Here is a 16,233-nt window from a genome sequence, read left to right as displayed (position 1 = left end):
CGTGGGCCCCATGGCCGTCGGAAAATCGGCGATCGGCCAGCAACTGGCCCACCAACTCCGTGTACCGTTCGTGGACACTGACGCGGTGGTGGTAGCTGCCCACGGCAGCATTGCAGACATCTTCGCCGGCAGGGGAGAGCATGCGTTCCGCGAGATTGAAGCGCGGGCAGTGGCGAAGGCCATTGAGTCTGCCAAAGTAGATCCGGCCATCATTTCCCTGGGCGGCGGGGCGGTGCTTGACTCCGGGACCCAGCAGTTGCTGGGGGAGTGCACCGTTGTCTATCTGGAATGCGATGCGGAAACGGTCGCAGACAGGATTGCCCGGAACACCGGACGGCCACTGCTGCAGGGTGACGCCATGACCCGCTGGGAAGCATTGTTTGCCACCCGGCGTCCCGTCTATGAGCGTCTCGCGGACATTGTCATGGATGTCCGTTCCGGATCCGTGGCAGAAATCGGCCTCCATTTGGAGGAGCGGCTGCTCCAGCATGCAGCCTTGAAAGAGGAAGTTGAAAAGTGAGCAACGAAGCAACTGTCATCAAGGTGACCGGCCAGTCGGTTAATGAGAACTACGACGTCGTGGTGGGCCGCGGGCTGTTGGACACCCTGCCCGCCAAGCTTGGCGAACGCGTACGACGAGTTCTGGTGATCCACCCGCGGGCCTTGCGCCTGACCGGCGATACCGTCCGGGACGAACTTGAGGCTGCAGGGTTCACGGCACTCACAGCCGAAATCCCGGATGCTGAAGAGGGCAAGCACATCCAGGTCGCGGCGTTCTGTTGGCAAGTGCTGGGCCAGAACGATTTCACGCGGTCCGACGCCATCGTGGCAGTTGGTGGCGGCGCTGTAACGGACCTCGCCGGCTTCGTGGCGGCAACGTGGCTCCGTGGCGTCAAAGTCATCCACATGCCCACGAGCTTGCTGGGCATGGTGGATGCCTCGGTGGGAGGCAAGACAGGCATCAATACTGCCGAGGGCAAGAACCTTGTGGGCTCCTTCCACCCCCCGGCCGCAGTCCTGGCTGACTTGGACACGCTCCAGACCCTGCCGAAGAACGAGCTCATTTCAGGGATGGCCGAGGTCATCAAATGCGGCTTCATCGCTGACCCGGCAATCCTCGACCTCGTGGAAAAGAACACCGACGCAGTAATGGATCCGGGATCCGATGTAGTTCGGGAGCTCATTGAACGCGCGATTTCCGTGAAGGCTGAAGTCGTTTCCCAGGACCTCAAGGAGTCCGGCCTCCGCGAAATCCTGAACTACGGTCACACGCTGGGCCACGCCATCGAGCTCGTGGAACGCTACTCATGGCGTCACGGCGCCGCCGTTTCCGTGGGAATGATGTTCGCTGCCGAGTTGTCGCGAAGTGTCGGGCGTTTGTCCGATGCTGACGCAGACCGGCACCGCACCATCCTGGAGAGCCTTGGCCTGCCCATCACGTACCGCAGGGACCGCTGGCAGGGTCTTCTGGATGGAATGCGCCGGGACAAGAAGTCCCGTGGCGATCTCCTCAGGTTCGTTGTCCTTGACGGCGTTGCCAAGCCGGGCATCCTGGAGGTCCCCGACACGTCACTCCTGTTTGCCGCCTACCAGGAGATCGCATCATGACCGTCACTCTTCGGGAAGGCATCAGCGACTGGCCTACTGCCGGTTTCCCCGGAGTCCGGATGAACCCGGACACTTTGCTTCCCGTGGTTGTCAATGAGGAAGTCATGGAGTCCGCCCTCGCGGCGTCGGAAGACCCCGCGGACCGCATCATGGCTTTACTGCTGGACAACCAGCCCAACGAGGCGGCTGAGCTGTTGGCCGAGGCTCGCTACAAAGATCCGGAGTCGTTCCGGTTGAGGATTTTTGAAGCGGAAGTCCACCGGGCAACCAACCGGCTGGACCGTGCGGTGCAGTTGTTCAGGCACCTGTTGCAGGACGTCCAGGGCAGCTCCAAGGAAGCGATCGTGCACCAGTATCTGGGCAGGGCATACTTCGTCAGCGGCAATGCACTGGCCGCATCCGAGGAATTCGCCAAGGCCTTGGATCTCCGCGTAGCCATGGCCGCCGATGCGGCGCTGATCTACTCTTCCACTGTTGCCCTGCAAAGGGCCCGGAATGTACTTGAACTGGCTTCCTGAAGCAGCGGGAAAAGCAGCTCGCAAGCCGTGGCCGTATTTGCCGGTAGAATGGTTCTTGGATTTTTGATAAATACGCGCTGGCGGGCCGTTTGGCATGCCTGCTTGGCATAGACAAACTGGCAGCTTGAACCAGTGAGAGAAACCAGAGGATACGAGTGGCAACCACAAACGACATCAAGAACGGGACCGTACTGAAGCTCGAGGGCCAGCTCTGGAACATCATTGAGTTCCAGCACGTCAAGCCGGGCAAGGGCGGCGCCTTTGTTCGCACCAAGATGCGCAACGTCATGTCCGGCAAGGTGGTCGACAAGACCTTCAACGCCGGCCTGAAGATCGAAACCGCAACGGTTGACCGCCGCGACTACCAGTACCTGTACCAGGACGGCGAAGATTTCGTCTTCATGGACACCCAGGACTACGACCAGATCACCGTTTCCGGTGCCACTGTAGGCGACGCCACCAACTTCATGCTCGAGAACCAGATGGTCAACATTGCCATCCACGAGGGCACGCCGCTGTACATCGAATTGCCCCCAAGCGTTGTCCTCGAGATCACCTACACGGAGCCGGGCCTTCAGGGCGACCGCTCCTCGGCAGGCACCAAGCCCGCAACTGTGGAGACGGGCTACGAAATCCAGGTTCCGCTGTTCGTTGAGCAGGGCACCAAGGTCAAGGTAGACACCCGCGATGGCGGCTACTTGGGCCGGGTCAACGACTAGTGAGCGCACGCGGTAAAGCCCGTAGCAGGGCGCTCGAAGTACTTTTCGAGGCGGAGCAGCGCTCCGTTTCGGCTTTCGACGCGATGACAGCGCGCCGGGAGAAGACCGATCTTGTCATCAACCCCTACACGGTGGAAATCGTGGAGGGCGTTGTTTCCATGCAGGGGACCATCGATGAATTCCTGGAGACCTACGCCCAGGGCTGGACGTTGGAGCGTATGCCGTCCGTAGACCGCATCATCCTTCGTATCGGCGCTTGGGAACTTCTCTACAATGACGAAGTTCCTGACGGCGTAGCTGTCAGCGAAGCTGTGGCGCTTGCCAAGACGATGTCCACCGACGAGTCACCAGCCTTCATCAACGGGCTGCTTGGCCGCTTGCAGAAGCTCAAGCCGTCACTTCTCGCTTAGGCATTCATGAGAAAAAGGACCCGCATCCACAGGATGCGGGTCCTTTTTGTATTACCAGCATTTGTATTACCAGCAGGTCCGGTGCGCTACTGAAGCACGGCCGCCCTGAGGGAGGGGATGCTGCGCAGGTGCTCCAGTTCATCGTGCTGGTGAACGTAGACGTCCCGGCCACTGAGGATCCGCTGCCGGGTAAACGCCAGTGCCGTGGCACCCTTGATGAATGACTTCATCTGGTTGCCGCGACCGCGCGACGACGCCCAACGAACAGCCTGCCGCCGGCCTCGTGACGTGGCCAGCATCTCCACTTCTGCTGGCGTGAACCAGCCTGCCCGGGCATACTCGAGAAGCCGCTGGCGGGTGATTTTTCCTTCGGCAACGCGGAGAAGGATGATGCCTGCAGCAGCGATCAGGAAGATAGGCACCTGGACCACGAAGTACTCCACCAGGAAGTTCTGCCCCATGCTGTTCCAGCGGTTGTGCAGGAACATCGCGGGCAGCAAACCGACGAAGAAGGCCAGCACGGCATAGCCCGAGTGCCATTTCCGGGCTGCGAAGCCCATGATCAGTCCGGTGGTCCCCGTGAACACCGCGTGGGCGAACGGCGACATGACGCCACGGAGGATGAAAATTCGGACCAAGTCGGTGCCCGGGTCGGCGGAGGAGGCTATTTCGCGGCCAAAGTAGAGGATGTTCTCCGTGAAGGCGAAGCCGGCGGCGATGGTGAAGGCGAAGACGACACCGTCCACAGGTCCGTCAAAGTACTTGCGGGCAGCCAGGATCAGGACCAGCAACCCCAGTGACTTGGTGAACTCTTCCACGATGGGGGCCTGGACCGTGGCCATGAAGTAGGTGAAAGCTTCTTCGCTGGAGGTTGGTGCGGCGAGTGCGAACACCGGCTGGATGAGCAGCGTCCCGGCAATGGAAACCGCGGCACCCCATGTGAAAGCGAACCACAGGAGCCTCTTTGGCTCGGGCTCCCAGCGATCGATCAGGCGTACTGTCAACAGCACCACGGACAGCGGAACAAGGGAGGCGATGAAGCCGACCACGAAACCGGTAATGCCCGTATTGCCCAACAGGAACGGCACCACCAGCAGCAGGCTGCCGAAGACCAGTACGGTTCCCACAATGAGTAACGGAAGCATGCCCCAGGACCTGCGACCTGGCGGCGCCGGCGGCATGGCCCAGGTTTGGCGGGGGAGGGACGTCGGATTACCCGGAGCCGGTTGATAGTTCCCCGGCTGGACGCGGCCGATCCAAGTGGGATTGGCGCCAGGTTCCAGATAAGGCCGCGGATACGGTTGGCCGTGGTGGTTCATGGTCATGGGCACGAGCCTATGCCACACTGCGAAGTGTGAGCTTAAACTCACGCATCACTACCGCCCCCGGTGAGGTGGGAAAGGGGTGCTGTGGTAGCTTTGAAAAGCAAATATTCCTTTTTTAATTCCGTCCCGTGAGGCGGGGAAAGGGGAGACGAGCGATGACTGAAGTCACTTCAGCGCACGTGCCGTCGCGGGTTGTTCTCAATCAGGCGGACATTGACCGTGCGCTCACTCGTATCGCCCACGAGATCCTCGAAGCCAATAAGGGCTCCAAGGACCTGGTCCTGTTGGGCATTCCCAGCCGCGGCTATCCTTTGGCAGTGCGGCTTGCCAACAAGATTGCAGCGGCCGACCCCACAGTGAACGCCGAGACGATGGTCGGCCAGCTGGATGTCACCATGTTCCGTGACGACCTCTCCCACCAGCCCACGCGGCCCCCACGCCACACACGGCTTCCGTTGTCCGGGATCGACAACAAGGTTGTTGTCCTGATCGACGACGTCCTTTATTCGGGCCGGACCATTCGCGCCGCGTTGGATGCTTTGGTTGACCTTGGCCGTCCGCGGATAGTCCGCTTGGCTGTGCTGGTGGACCGGGGCCACCGCGAGCTTCCCATCCGTGCAGACCACGTGGGCAAGAACCTGCCCACTTCCTCATCTGAAAAGGTCCGGGTCCACCTCGAGGAGATCGACTCCGTGGACGGCGTGCCCGTTAACGAAGTAGTTATTGAGGCCGGCAAGTGAAGCACCTCCTTTCCACCGAAAACCTCAGTCTTTTCGACGCCATTCGTGTTCTGGACACGGCTGAGGAAATGTCCGCCGTCGGCGAGCGTGAAGTAAAGAAACTGCCGGCACTGCGCGGCCGTACCGTAGTCAACCTTTTCTTCGAGGACTCCACCCGTACCCGTATATCCTTCGAGGCCGCGGCCAAACGCCTGTCAGCCGATGTCATCAACTTCGCCGCCAAGGGGTCCTCGGTTTCCAAAGGGGAGTCCCTCAAGGACACGGCGCAGACACTCGCAGCCATGGGTGCGGATGCCGTCGTCATCCGCCACTGGGCTTCCGGCGCGCCACACCGGCTCGCTGCCACTGACTGGATTGACGCAGCTGTTATCAATGCCGGCGATGGCACCCACGAGCATCCAACCCAGGCGCTGCTGGACGCTTTCACCATGCGTCGGCACTGGTCGCGGGTCAACGGCACCGAGTCCACGGGAGCAGACCTGAAGGGCATGCGGGTAGCAATAGCCGGGGATGTCCTGCACTCCCGTGTCGCCCGGTCCAACGTCTGGCTGCTGAAGACCCTTGGCGCTGAGGTCACCCTGGTGGCACCGCCCACGCTGCTGCCCATCGGCGTCGAGCACTGGCCTTGCAAGGTCAGCTACAACCTGGACGAGACGCTGGAGGCCGGCATCGACGCCATGATGATGCTGCGTGTACAGGGCGAGCGCATGAACGCGTCGTTCTTCCCCTCGACCCGCGAGTACTCGCGCCGCTGGGGTTTCGACGACGCCAGGCTCCGAACACTGGACGATCTCGGCATGAAGGACACCATCATCATGCATCCCGGCCCCATGAACCGGGGGTTGGAAATATCTTCGGCAGCTGCGGATTCGCCGCGTTCCACTGTGCTCGCACAGGTGCGGAACGGTGTCTCAGTCCGTATGGCCGCCCTTTACCTGCTGCTCTCCGGGGACTCCCGTGAAGCCGCCCCGACCGTAAGCCAGTCCAGCAAGGAGACCAACTGATGGCCGAGAACACCTACCTGATTCGTGGGGCCGCCATCCTCGGCGGCGAAGCTGAAGATCTCTTGATCCGTGACGGCGTCATTGAAGCACGCGGCAAGGACTTGTCAGCTGACGACGCAACAGTCATCGACGCCCAAGGCCTCATTGCCTTGCCTGGCATGGTGGACGTTCACACCCACTTGCGCGAACCCGGCCGCGAAGACGCCGAAACGGTGGAAACCGGCACCCGGGCCGCCGCGCTTGGTGGCTTCACCGCGGTCCACGCCATGGCCAACAGCAACCCCGTGGCAGACACCGCGGGCGTCGTGGAGCAGGTTCACAGCCTGGGCCGGGCGTCCGGCTGGGTGGATGTGCGTCCTGTCGGTGCCGTGACCGTGGGCTTGGCGGGGGAGCGGCTCGCCGAGCTGGGGGCCATGGCGGATTCCCGTGCCCAGGTCAGGATGTTCTCCGACGACGGCATCTGCGTCCACGATCCCGTCCTCATGCGCCGGGCCTTGGAATACGTCAAAGCGTTCGACGGCGTGGTGGCCCAGCACGCGCAGGAGCCGCGCCTTACCGCTGGCGCACAGATGAACGAAGGTGCTGTTTCCGCGGTGCTGGGACTCACCGGCTGGCCGGCTGTCGCCGAGGAAAGCATCATTGCCCGCGATGTCCTGCTTGCCCAGCATGTTGGTTCCCGTCTCCACGTATGCCACGTCTCCACGGCAGGTTCCGTGGAAATCGTGCGCTGGGCGAAGGCGCGTGGAATCAATGTCACTGCCGAGGTCACCCCTCACCACCTGCTCCTCACCGATGAGCTGGTCCGTAGCTACGACCCCGTCTACAAGGTCAACCCGCCGCTCCGTACCGACGCCGACGTTCAAGCCCTCCGTGAGGGCCTGGCGGACGGCACCATCGACGTCGTGGGAACCGATCACGCCCCGCACCCCAGCGAGCACAAGGAATGCGAATGGGCGCAGGCAGCAATGGGAATGACCGGCCTTGAAACCGCCTTGTCCGTGGTCCAGGAGACCATGATCGAAACCGGCCTCATGACCTGGGCCGACTTCGCCAGGGTTACCTCGTTCGCGCCGGCAGTCATCGGCCGGGTGGCCGATCAGGGCCGTCCGCTGGAGGTTGGAGAGCCCGCCAACGTCATCCTGGTGGACCCGGATGCGCGTTGGACCGTTGACCCCCATAAAATGGCAACCATGGGCCGCAATTCACCGTTCAAGGGCAAAGAGCTGCCCGGATCCGTGGTGGCTACTTTCTTCAAGGGTCACCCAACCGTCCTCGACGGCCAGCTCAACACGCCGTACAGGTACCCGGCAGTCAGCAGCAACTAATGGACAACCAAACACTGACCGTGCTCATCACGGTGCCGCTGATCGTCGTCGTCCTGGCGATGATCTGGCTGGGATGGCGGAACCGGCTGAGGCGACAAGCCGACGTCGAACGCCTTCCCCGGGTGCCGGAGCAGCTGACGCCGGCAACGGTGGTCGCGGACGGCCAATACGTTGCCACCACCACCGCGGGCGACTGGCTGGACCGGATCGCAGTGCAGGGCCTGGGTATCCGGACAAATGCGGAACTGAGCATCCACGCAGAAGGCGTGCTGTTCGACCGATCCGGTGCCGCCCCTGTGTTCATCCCGCGAGCCGCCCTGGTGGACAGCCGCGAAGCCAACGGTATGGCCGGGAAATTCGTCGAAAAGGACGGACTCCTGGTCGTCAACTGGAAGCTTGGTGACCGGGAACTCGACACCGGATTCCGTTCCAGGCACGCAACCGACAAGCAGCTCCTCCTCGAAGCCCTCCAAGAATTGATCTCCGCAGCCCCTCAGGCAGATGCCGATAGTGGAAAGTAATAAAGTGACGGATAGTAAAGCAGCCACCACACCCACCCCCTCAGCAGCAGTACTCGTGCTCGAAGACGGCCGCATGTTCCGCGGCCGCAGCTACGGAGCCCAGGGAACCGCTCTTGGTGAGGCCGTCTTCGCCACCGGCATGACCGGCTACCAGGAGACCATCACCGACCCCTCCTATGCGCGTCAGCTGGTGGTCCAGACTGCGCCGCACATCGGCAACACCGGCGTCAACAGCGAAGATGCTGAGTCACGCCGCATCTGGGTGGCAGGGTACATTGTGCGCGACGCCGCCCGCCGCCCCTCAAACTGGCGGTCCGAACGAAGCCTCGATGATGAACTGGTGGAGCAGGGGATCGTTGGCATCCAGGGCGTGGACACCCGCGCCATCACCCGCCACCTCCGCGAGCACAAGACAATGCGCGCAGGTATTTTTTCCGGCGAGGCCGCGCAGGCCACCGACAAGGAACTGCTGGACGCTGTCCTGGCCAGTGCGCCCATGGAAGGCGCAGCGCTGGCTGAGGAAGTCTCCATTGACGAGGCCTACGTCGTGGAGCCCAAGGACCACGGCTGGGAAGGCGAGCCGCGCTTCTCCATCGCTGCCGTTGACCTTGGCATCAAGGCAATGACTCCGGTGCGCTTCGCTGAGCGCGGCGTGCGCGTGCACGTCTTGCCGGCCACGTCCACCCCGGAGGACGTCAACGCGGTCAAGCCTGACGGCTTCTTCATGTCCAACGGACCCGGCGACCCCGCTACGGCCGACCACCAGGTTTCCCTGCTGCGCTCGGTGCTGGACGAGAAACTCCCGTACTTCGGCATCTGCTTCGGTAACCAGATCCTGGGCCGGGCCCTGGGCTTCGGCACCTACAAGCTCCGTTACGGCCACCGGGGCATCAACCAGCCGGTGATGGACCGCCGGACCGGCAAGGTGGAAATCACGTCGCAGAACCACGGCTTCGCCGTTGACGCGCCGCTGAACGGCTCCACCGTGGCGCCGGAAGAGCGCTTCGGTCGCGTTGAAGTCAGCCACGTTTCGTTGAACGACGACGTCGTTGAAGGACTCGCCTGCCTCGACATCCCTGCGTTCTCGGTCCAGTACCACCCCGAAGCGGCGGCCGGACCGCACGATGCTGCCTACCTCTTCGACCGCTTCATCGACCTCATGGCCGATACCAAGTCCAAGGCCACAGGCGCCAACTCCACCGACTCCAAGACTGAGGACAAGAAGTAATGCCCAAGCGTACAGATCTCAAGAGCGTCCTTGTCATCGGTTCCGGCCCCATCGTCATTGGCCAGGCGGCCGAGTTTGACTACTCCGGTACCCAGGCACTTCGCGTCCTCAAGGAGGAGGGCCTGCGGGTCATCCTCGTAAACTCCAACCCGGCCACCATCATGACGGACCCCGAGTTCGCCGATGCCACCTACGTTGAGCCCATCACGCCTGAGGTGGTGGAGAAGATCATCGCCAAGGAGCGTCCGGACGCCATCCTGCCCACCCTGGGTGGCCAGACGGCCCTGAACACTGCCATCGCATTGGACAAGAACGGTGTGCTGGAGAAGTACAACGTGGAACTCATTGGCGCGAACATTGCTGCCATTGAGCTCGGGGAAGACCGTGAGAAGTTCAAGGGTGTGGTGGAACGTTGTGGCGCGGAGTCCGCACGCAGCCACATCATCCACACCATGGAAGAAGCCTTCGCTGCTGCTGAGGATCTGGGCTACCCCATGGTGGTCCGGCCGTCCTTCACCATGGGTGGCCTGGGCTCAGGCTTGGCTTACAACGAGGACGACCTCCGCCGCATCGTCGGCCAGGGCCTCCAGTACAGCCCCACCACCGAGGTCCTGCTCGAAGAGAGCATTCTCGGCTGGAAAGAGTACGAGCTTGAGATGATGCGCGACAAGAACGATAACGTCGTTGTTGTCTGCTCCATCGAGAACTTCGACCCCGTGGGCGTCCACACCGGTGACTCCATCACGGTTGCACCGGCACTGACCCTCACAGACCGCGAGTACCAGAAGCTCCGCGACGTCTCCATCGCCGTCATCCGCGAAGTGGGCGTGGACACCGGTGGCTGCAACATCCAGTTCGCCATCGACCCCGCCACGGGCCGCGTAGTGGTCATCGAAATGAACCCGCGCGTATCCCGTTCCTCCGCGCTGGCCTCCAAGGCAACGGGCTTCGCAATTGCCAAGATCGCGACCAAGCTCTCCCTCGGTTACACACTGGACGAGATCCCGAACGACATCACGCAGAAGACGCCGGCCTCCTTTGAGCCCACGTTGGACTACGTCGTGGTCAAGGTTCCGCGTTTCGCCTTCGAGAAGTTCCCGGCAGCCGACAACACGCTGACCACCACCATGAAGTCTGTTGGCGAAGCCATGGCCATGGGCCGCAACTTCACCGAAGCTCTGCAGAAGGCCCTTCGCTCCTTGGAGCAGAAGGGCTCGCAGCTGGACTTCAGCTCCGTGCCGGAGTACGAGGTTGCCGAGCTCATCGAGAAGGCCAAGCGACCCACGACGGACCGCCTGCACCAGGTGCAGCGCGCGCTCCTGGGTGGTGCCACGGTGGAAGACCTTTTCGAAGCCACCAAGATCGACCCTTGGTTCCTGGACCAGCTGCAGCTTCTCAACGAGACCGCGCAGGAGATCCGCAAGGCCGGCGTGCTCACCGAGGAAATGCTGCGCAACGCCAAGCGCCACGGCTTTTCCGACGAGCAGATCGGTGCCTTGACGCACAACAACGAGGCAGTGGTCCGCGGCGTCCGCCAGGCCTTGGGGATTCGTCCGGTCTACAAGACGGTGGACACCTGCGCCGCTGAGTTTGCCGCTTACACCCCGTACCACTACTCGTCCTACGACGAGGAGGATGAGGTAGGCCTGCACGCCAAGCCCTCCGTCATCATCCTTGGCTCGGGGCCCAACCGCATCGGCCAGGGCATCGAGTTCGACTACTCCTGCGTCCACGCCTCCATGGCGCTGCGCAAGGCCGGCTACGAGACCGTCATGGTCAACTGCAACCCCGAGACCGTCTCCACGGACTACGACGTTTCCACGCGCCTTTATTTCGAGCCGCTGACCCTTGAGGACGTCCTCGAGGTCATCGCCGCTGAAGAGCGCACCGGTGGCGTCATGGGTGTCTTCGTGCAGCTCGGTGGCCAGACTCCGTTGAAGCTGGCACAGCAGCTCGCCGACGCCGGTGTTCCGATCCTTGGCACGTCGCCGGAAGCGATCGACCTCGCCGAGCACCGCGGTGCCTTTGCCCGCGTCCTTGACGAAGCCGGCTTGACTTCCCCGAAGAACGGCACCGCCGTTTCCTTCGAGGACGCCAAGAAGATCGCCGACGAAATCGGCTACCCGGTACTGGTCCGCCCGTCTTACGTCCTGGGCGGCCGTGGCATGGAGATCGTGTACGACGAAGCAAACCTCTCCCGCTACATCGCCAATGCCACGGAAATTACCCCGGACCACCCGGTGCTGATTGACCGGTTCCTCGAAGACGCGGTCGAAATCGACGTCGACGCGCTCTTTGACGGCACTGACATGTACCTCGGCGGCATCATGGAACACATCGAAGAAGCCGGCATCCACTCCGGTGACTCCGCTTGCGTGCTTCCTCCGATTACCCTGGGCAATAACGTGATCGAGCGCGTGCGCACGGCAACCCGTGCCATTGCCGAAGGCGTGGGTGTCCGCGGCCTCATCAACATCCAGTTCGCGTTGGCCTCCGACGTCCTGTACGTCCTTGAAGCCAATCCGCGTGCTTCCCGCACGGTTCCGTTCGTCTCCAAGGCAACGGGTGTGCAGATGGCCAAGGCGGCAGCCCTCATCGGCACGGGGGTGACCATCAACCAGCTCCGCGGCGCCTACAAGATGCTGCCGGAGTCCGGTGACGGCTCCACCCTGCCCCTGGACGCCCCGGTTGCCGTCAAGGAAGCGGTCCTTCCGTTCAGCCGCTTCCGTACACCTGAAGGTAAGGTCGTCGATTCCCTGCTGGGCCCGGAAATGCGCTCCACCGGTGAAGTCATGGGCATCGATAAGCACTTCGACACCGCCTTCGCCAAGAGCCAGGCCGCGGCCAACAACGCGTTGCCCACCGAAGGCAAGATCTTCGTCTCGGTAGCCAACCGTGACAAGCGTTCGGTAATCATGGGCGTCAAGCGCCTCTCGGACCTCGGCTTCGAGATCGTCTCCACCGGTGGCACGGCTGACGTCCTGCGTCGCAACGGCATCCAGGCGACTCCGGTCCGCAAGGTTGCCGAGGGCAGCAGCGCAGAAGGCGAAGGCACCATTGCGGACCTGGTTATTGCAGGCGAGATCGACATGGTCTTCAACACGCCCTCCGGTGGCGAAGCCCGCAGCGACGGATACGAACTCCGTGCCGCGGCAACGTCCATCGGCATTCCCTGCATCACCACCGTTGCCGAGTTCAACGCCGCAGTGCAGGCCATTGAGGCGCTGCGCACCTACGAATGGTCCGTGACCAGCCTGCAGGAGCACGCTGCCAACTTGGCAGCAGCAGTGGAAGCAGCCAATGCCTGAGTCTGCTTCACCAGAGCAAGGGCAGCAGCCGGTCCGGGAGTCTTTTGGCTCCCGGCTGGCTGCCGCCATGGCCTCGCGCGGTCCGCTGTGCGTTGGAATCGATCCGCACCCGCAGCTCTTGGCTGAATGGGGATTGAACGACGACGCCGCGGGACTGGAACGCTTTTCGCTGACAGTGGTGGAGGCCGTGGCTTCCCTCGCTGCCGCGGTCAAGCCGCAGGTGGCACTCTATGAGCGTCACGGCTCCGCCGGCATGGCAGTCCTGGAGCGCACCCTGGCTGCCTCCACGGAGGCAGGTGTGCTCAGCATCGCCGATGCCAAGCGCGGGGACATTGGCTCCACCATGGCGGCGTATGCCGATGCCTGGTTGCGGGATGGTTCGTCCTTGGCTGCGGACTCCGTGACACTGAGCCCCTACCTTGGCTTTGAATCGCTGCGCCCCGCTTTGGACCTTGCTGCGCAATACGGCAGGGGAGTGTTTGTACTTGCACTGACATCGAACCCCGAAGGTAAGTCGGTGCAGCATGTCGGCGGAGGCGACTCGGTGGCGCGCAGAATCGTGGCCGCAGCTGCGGCCGAGAACCAGCGGTACGCGGGCTCCCTTGGTTCTGTTGGCTTGGTTGTTGGAGCCACTATCGGTTCCGCGCTTGAGGATCTGGACATCCACCTCGGCCCTGTCCGCGGGCCGATCCTGGCTCCTGGTCTTGGTGCCCAGGGGGCCACCCCGGCCGATCTTCGAGCGACGTTCGGCGTTGCCTACCCCACTGTCCTGGCGACCTCCAGCCGGGGGATCCTGGCCGCTGGTCCATCCCTGGCCGGCCTTCGTGCCGCAACGGAAGGGACGCTGGCCGGGCTTCGCTCAGAGTAAGTTTCCTACCCTCATTGCGCAACGCGGCCCCTGCCGGTAGGTTCAGGATCAGTCCGCGTGATCTGGATCACAATTGCGATCTGACAGGGGTTTGGCAGTGGGCCTTAAAGAACTGACACCGCAGGAGCGTTCCGATGCGCTTGAAAAGGCTGCCAAGGCGCGGGCCGTGCGTGCCGCTGCCAAGGAAAAGCTCAAGCGGGGCGAAGTGAGTGTCGCGGAGCTGATTTCTTCCGGTTCAACGGACGAAGCGATTGCGCGCATGCGGGTGGTGGAGTTGCTGGAGGCCCTGCCGGGCATTGGGCCCGTCAGGGCTGCCGGGATCATGGCGGAGATTGGTATCGCAGGATCCCGGCGCATCAAGGGCCTGGGAATTCATCAGGCCCGAGCGCTGGTAGATTTTATGGATACCCAGCAAAGCGTTTGACGCATCTCCCCGAAGGAATCCGTGAGCAAGAAACCCGGACTGACTGTCCTTGCAGGCCCCACTGCCGTTGGCAAGGGAACCGTATCCACCTATATCAGGGACAACTATCCAGAGGTTTGGCTCTCGGTCTCGGCAACCACCCGGGCTGCGCGTCCGGGCGAAAAGGACGGCGTTCACTACTTCTTCAAGTCCGCCGAGGAGTTCGACTCCCTGGTAGCTGAGGGTGAATTGCTCGAGTGGGCTGTGGTCCACGGGCAGAACCGCTATGGGACGCTTCGCAGTACCGTTGACGCCGCCATCGCCGACGGCAAATCAGTGTTGCTGGAGATCGACCTCCAGGGTGCGCGACAGGTCAAAGCTGCCGTGCCGGATGCGAATTTTGTGTTCCTGGCACCGCCCAGCTGGGACGAAATGGTCCGTCGCTTGGTGGGGCGCGGCACCGAAACACCTGAGGAACAGCAGCGCAGGCTGGAAACCGCTAAACTGGAACTTGCTGCTGAACCGGAGTTTGACCACACCGTCATCAATGACGACGTTCGCCGGGCAGCGGACGAGCTTGTTTCACTCATGGGGCTTACCCCGCACCAGCGCTAAGCGCTTGCATTTGTTGGCCCGCTAAAATTTGGAGAATTCGTGTCCACGAACCTTGAAGGCATCATCAACCCGCCGATCGATTCGCTGCTTGAGGCTGCTGATTCCAAGTATGGCCTGGTCATCTTCGGCGCCAAGCGCGCCCGCCAGATCAATGCCTACTACGCACAGTTGCACGAGGGCCTGTTCGAGTACGTCGGCCCGCTGGTTGACACCAAGCTGAACGAGAAGTCGCTGTCCATCGCACTCCGCGAGATCAACGAAGGCCTTCTGGTTTCCACGCCGATCGAGCCCACCGAATAACAAAGACTGCCTGTTGACGGAGGTCACGTGCGCATAGTCCTCGGAGTCGGGGGAGGGATCGCAGCCTACAAGGTTGCATCGCTCCTCCGGCTTTTTACTGAAGCCGGTCACAAGGTGACGGTCATCCCCACCGAAGCCGCAACCCGATTCGTCGGAGTGGCCACGTGGGAAGCCCTCTCCGGCAACCCCGTAAGCAATAGCGTCTTCGACGACGTTGATAAGGTCAACCATGTCCGTCTGGGGCATGAGGCTGACCTGATCGTGGTTGCTCCCGCTACGGCCGACCTCCTGGCCAAGGCAGCAACCGGACAAGCGGGAGACCTCCTCACCAACACGCTCCTTATGGCCCATGGGCCGGTTCTGTTTGCTCCTGCGATGCACACGGAAATGTGGCAGCATGCCGCAACCCAGGCAAACGTGGAGACCCTGCGCAGCCGTGGCGTCACAGTGCTAGAACCTGCCTCGGGTCGCCTTACGGGTGCTGACTCAGGTCCCGGCCGTTTGCCTGAGCCCGAAGCGATCTTTGCTGCTGCCATGGCGCTGGCCGAGGCCTCGGTGGATGGTGCAGCGAAGGCCGAACCTGCCGCGCACGCATCCTTGGCAGGCCGTACCGTCACCGTTTCCGCAGGCGGGACCAGGGAAGCGTTGGATCCCGTCCGCTTCCTGGGTAACCGATCTTCTGGAAAACAGGGGGTTGCTCTGGCTGCTGCGGCCCTGGCTGCCGGTGCAACTGTGAGGTTCCTCGCAGCGCACATGGACGTCGAGCCGCCTGCCGGCGTCGAGCTTGTCCGCGTCGAATCAGCCTTGGAGCTACGCGACGCGGCGCTGAAAGCGGCGGTGGACTCCGACGTCGTCATTATGGCCGCTGCCGTGGCTGACTTCCGTCCGGCAGAGGTTTCGGACACCAAGATCAAGAAGGTCGACGGCGAGGATGCCCCTGTTGTGCGGTTGATCCGCAATCCGGACATCCTGCATGAGCTCGTGGAACGCCGCAACGCCGGGGGCGGCCAGCAGCTGATTGTTGGTTTCGCGGCCGAAACGGGCGACGCCCAGGGCGATGTCCTGGAGCATGCAACGGCCAAGCTCAAGCGAAAGGGCTGCGACCTCCTGGTGGTTAATCAGGTGGGGATTGGCCGCGTGTTCGGCCAGGATGACAATTCCGTGGTGATCCTTTCCGGCCACGGTGCCGAACCTCAGTCGGCTGCCGGTTCCAAAGCCGACGTCGCCGCTGCCGTGATTGATCGGGTGGGCGCCGAGCTCACAAGGGTCTTCCCGGCTATGTAATTGAGCCCACACCCGAATTCTTAGCAAAGGGACATACGGCAAAGACCGCCGTCCCAC

The 16,233-nt window shown here is 62.5% G+C and carries 17 protein-coding genes; 16 read left to right on the top strand and 1 reads right to left on the bottom strand.

From position 1 onward, the window contains the following. Positions 1–10: 10 nt before the first annotated feature. The 5 genes from ACNAOT_RS12160 (at position 11) to nusB (ending at position 3,255) form a co-directional block, all read left to right on the top strand. Positions 11–520 (top strand): shikimate kinase, encoded by a 510-nt coding sequence (locus ACNAOT_RS12160; RefSeq protein ID WP_091469547.1) that lies wholly within the window; start codon positions 11–13, stop codon positions 518–520. Beyond that, the gene (gene aroB, locus ACNAOT_RS12155) at positions 517–1,608 is read left to right on the top strand and encodes a 3-dehydroquinate synthase (RefSeq protein ID WP_091467821.1); all 1,092 of its coding nucleotides are present in this window, start codon (positions 517–519) and stop codon (positions 1,606–1,608) included. The genes ACNAOT_RS12160 and aroB overlap by 4 nt, the downstream gene beginning before the upstream one ends. Then, complete coding sequence (locus tag ACNAOT_RS12150) at positions 1,605–2,126, top strand: tetratricopeptide repeat protein (protein ID WP_420178202.1); 522 nt, start codon at positions 1,605–1,607, stop codon at positions 2,124–2,126. Before aroB ends, ACNAOT_RS12150 begins: the two co-directional genes overlap by 4 nt. 155 nt (positions 2,127–2,281) lie before the next feature. After that, a complete protein-coding gene (gene efp, locus ACNAOT_RS12145) occupies positions 2,282–2,845 on the top strand; it encodes an elongation factor P (protein WP_024816828.1) in 564 nt (187 codons plus the stop codon). Beyond that, positions 2,845–3,255 carry a transcription antitermination factor NusB gene (gene nusB / locus ACNAOT_RS12140; protein WP_420178200.1) on the top strand — a complete coding sequence of 137 codons (411 nt, stop codon included), beginning with the start codon at positions 2,845–2,847 and terminating at the stop codon, positions 3,253–3,255. The genes efp and nusB overlap by 1 nt, the downstream gene beginning before the upstream one ends. Positions 3,256–3,341: 86 nt before the next feature. Here nusB and ACNAOT_RS12135 read toward each other — a convergent pair whose 3' ends face one another. After that, complete coding sequence (locus ACNAOT_RS12135) at positions 3,342–4,625, bottom strand: PrsW family glutamic-type intramembrane protease (protein ID WP_420178199.1); 1,284 nt, start codon at positions 4,623–4,625, stop codon at positions 3,342–3,344. Positions 4,626–4,735: 110 nt separating this feature from the next. Here ACNAOT_RS12135 and pyrR point away from each other — a divergent pair, with 110 nt between their 5' ends. The 11 genes from pyrR to coaBC all read left to right on the top strand — a co-directional run bounded on the left by pyrR (position 4,736) and on the right by coaBC (position 16,176). Next, a complete protein-coding gene (gene pyrR, locus ACNAOT_RS12130; protein ID WP_091467815.1) occupies positions 4,736–5,320 on the top strand; it encodes a bifunctional pyr operon transcriptional regulator/uracil phosphoribosyltransferase PyrR in 585 nt (194 codons plus the stop codon). Further along, positions 5,317–6,324 carry an aspartate carbamoyltransferase catalytic subunit gene (locus tag ACNAOT_RS12125; protein WP_420178198.1) on the top strand — a complete coding sequence of 336 codons (1,008 nt, stop codon included), beginning with the start codon at positions 5,317–5,319 and terminating at the stop codon, positions 6,322–6,324. The genes pyrR and ACNAOT_RS12125 overlap by 4 nt, the downstream gene beginning before the upstream one ends. Further along, positions 6,324–7,649 carry a dihydroorotase gene (locus ACNAOT_RS12120; protein ID WP_420178197.1) on the top strand — a complete coding sequence of 442 codons (1,326 nt, stop codon included), beginning with the start codon at positions 6,324–6,326 and terminating at the stop codon, positions 7,647–7,649. The genes ACNAOT_RS12125 and ACNAOT_RS12120 overlap by 1 nt, the downstream gene beginning before the upstream one ends. After that, the gene (locus tag ACNAOT_RS12115) at positions 7,649–8,170 is read left to right on the top strand and encodes a hypothetical protein (protein WP_420178196.1); all 522 of its coding nucleotides are present in this window, start codon (positions 7,649–7,651) and stop codon (positions 8,168–8,170) included. Before ACNAOT_RS12120 ends, ACNAOT_RS12115 begins: the two co-directional genes overlap by 1 nt. Continuing rightward, positions 8,151–9,398: a glutamine-hydrolyzing carbamoyl-phosphate synthase small subunit gene (gene carA / locus ACNAOT_RS12110; protein WP_420178195.1), complete on the top strand. Its 1,248-nt coding sequence runs from the start codon at positions 8,151–8,153 to the stop codon at positions 9,396–9,398. The genes ACNAOT_RS12115 and carA overlap by 20 nt, the downstream gene beginning before the upstream one ends. After that, complete coding sequence (gene carB / locus ACNAOT_RS12105) at positions 9,398–12,706, top strand: carbamoyl-phosphate synthase large subunit (RefSeq protein WP_091467807.1); 3,309 nt, start codon at positions 9,398–9,400, stop codon at positions 12,704–12,706. Before carA ends, carB begins: the two co-directional genes overlap by 1 nt. After that, positions 12,699–13,574, top strand: a complete 876-nt coding sequence (pyrF, locus tag ACNAOT_RS12100; protein ID WP_091467805.1) for an orotidine-5'-phosphate decarboxylase — start codon at positions 12,699–12,701, stop codon at positions 13,572–13,574. Before carB ends, pyrF begins: the two co-directional genes overlap by 8 nt. A gap of 97 nt (positions 13,575–13,671) precedes the next feature. After that, entirely contained in the window at positions 13,672–13,998 is a 327-nt protein-coding gene (mihF, locus tag ACNAOT_RS12095) for an integration host factor, actinobacterial type (RefSeq protein ID WP_091467803.1), read from the top strand. A gap of 21 nt (positions 13,999–14,019) precedes the next feature. Beyond that, a complete protein-coding gene (gene gmk / locus ACNAOT_RS12090; protein ID WP_011774946.1) occupies positions 14,020–14,592 on the top strand; it encodes a guanylate kinase in 573 nt (190 codons plus the stop codon). Positions 14,593–14,631: 39 nt separating this feature from the next. After that, positions 14,632–14,892, top strand: coding sequence for a DNA-directed RNA polymerase subunit omega (gene rpoZ, locus ACNAOT_RS12085; RefSeq protein ID WP_011774945.1), 261 nt, complete (start codon positions 14,632–14,634; stop codon positions 14,890–14,892). 27 nt (positions 14,893–14,919) lie between these two features. Beyond that, positions 14,920–16,176, top strand: a complete 1,257-nt coding sequence (gene coaBC, locus ACNAOT_RS12080) for a bifunctional phosphopantothenoylcysteine decarboxylase/phosphopantothenate--cysteine ligase CoaBC (RefSeq protein WP_420178194.1) — start codon at positions 14,920–14,922, stop codon at positions 16,174–16,176. Positions 16,177–16,233 lie beyond the last annotated feature (57 nt).

The sequence above is a fragment of the Paenarthrobacter sp. TA1.8 genome, from assembly GCF_048595705.1.
GTDB classification, from domain to species: Bacteria; Actinomycetota; Actinomycetes; order Actinomycetales; family Micrococcaceae; genus Arthrobacter; species Arthrobacter nitroguajacolicus.
This window is presented reverse-complemented; position numbering and strand designations above follow the sequence as displayed.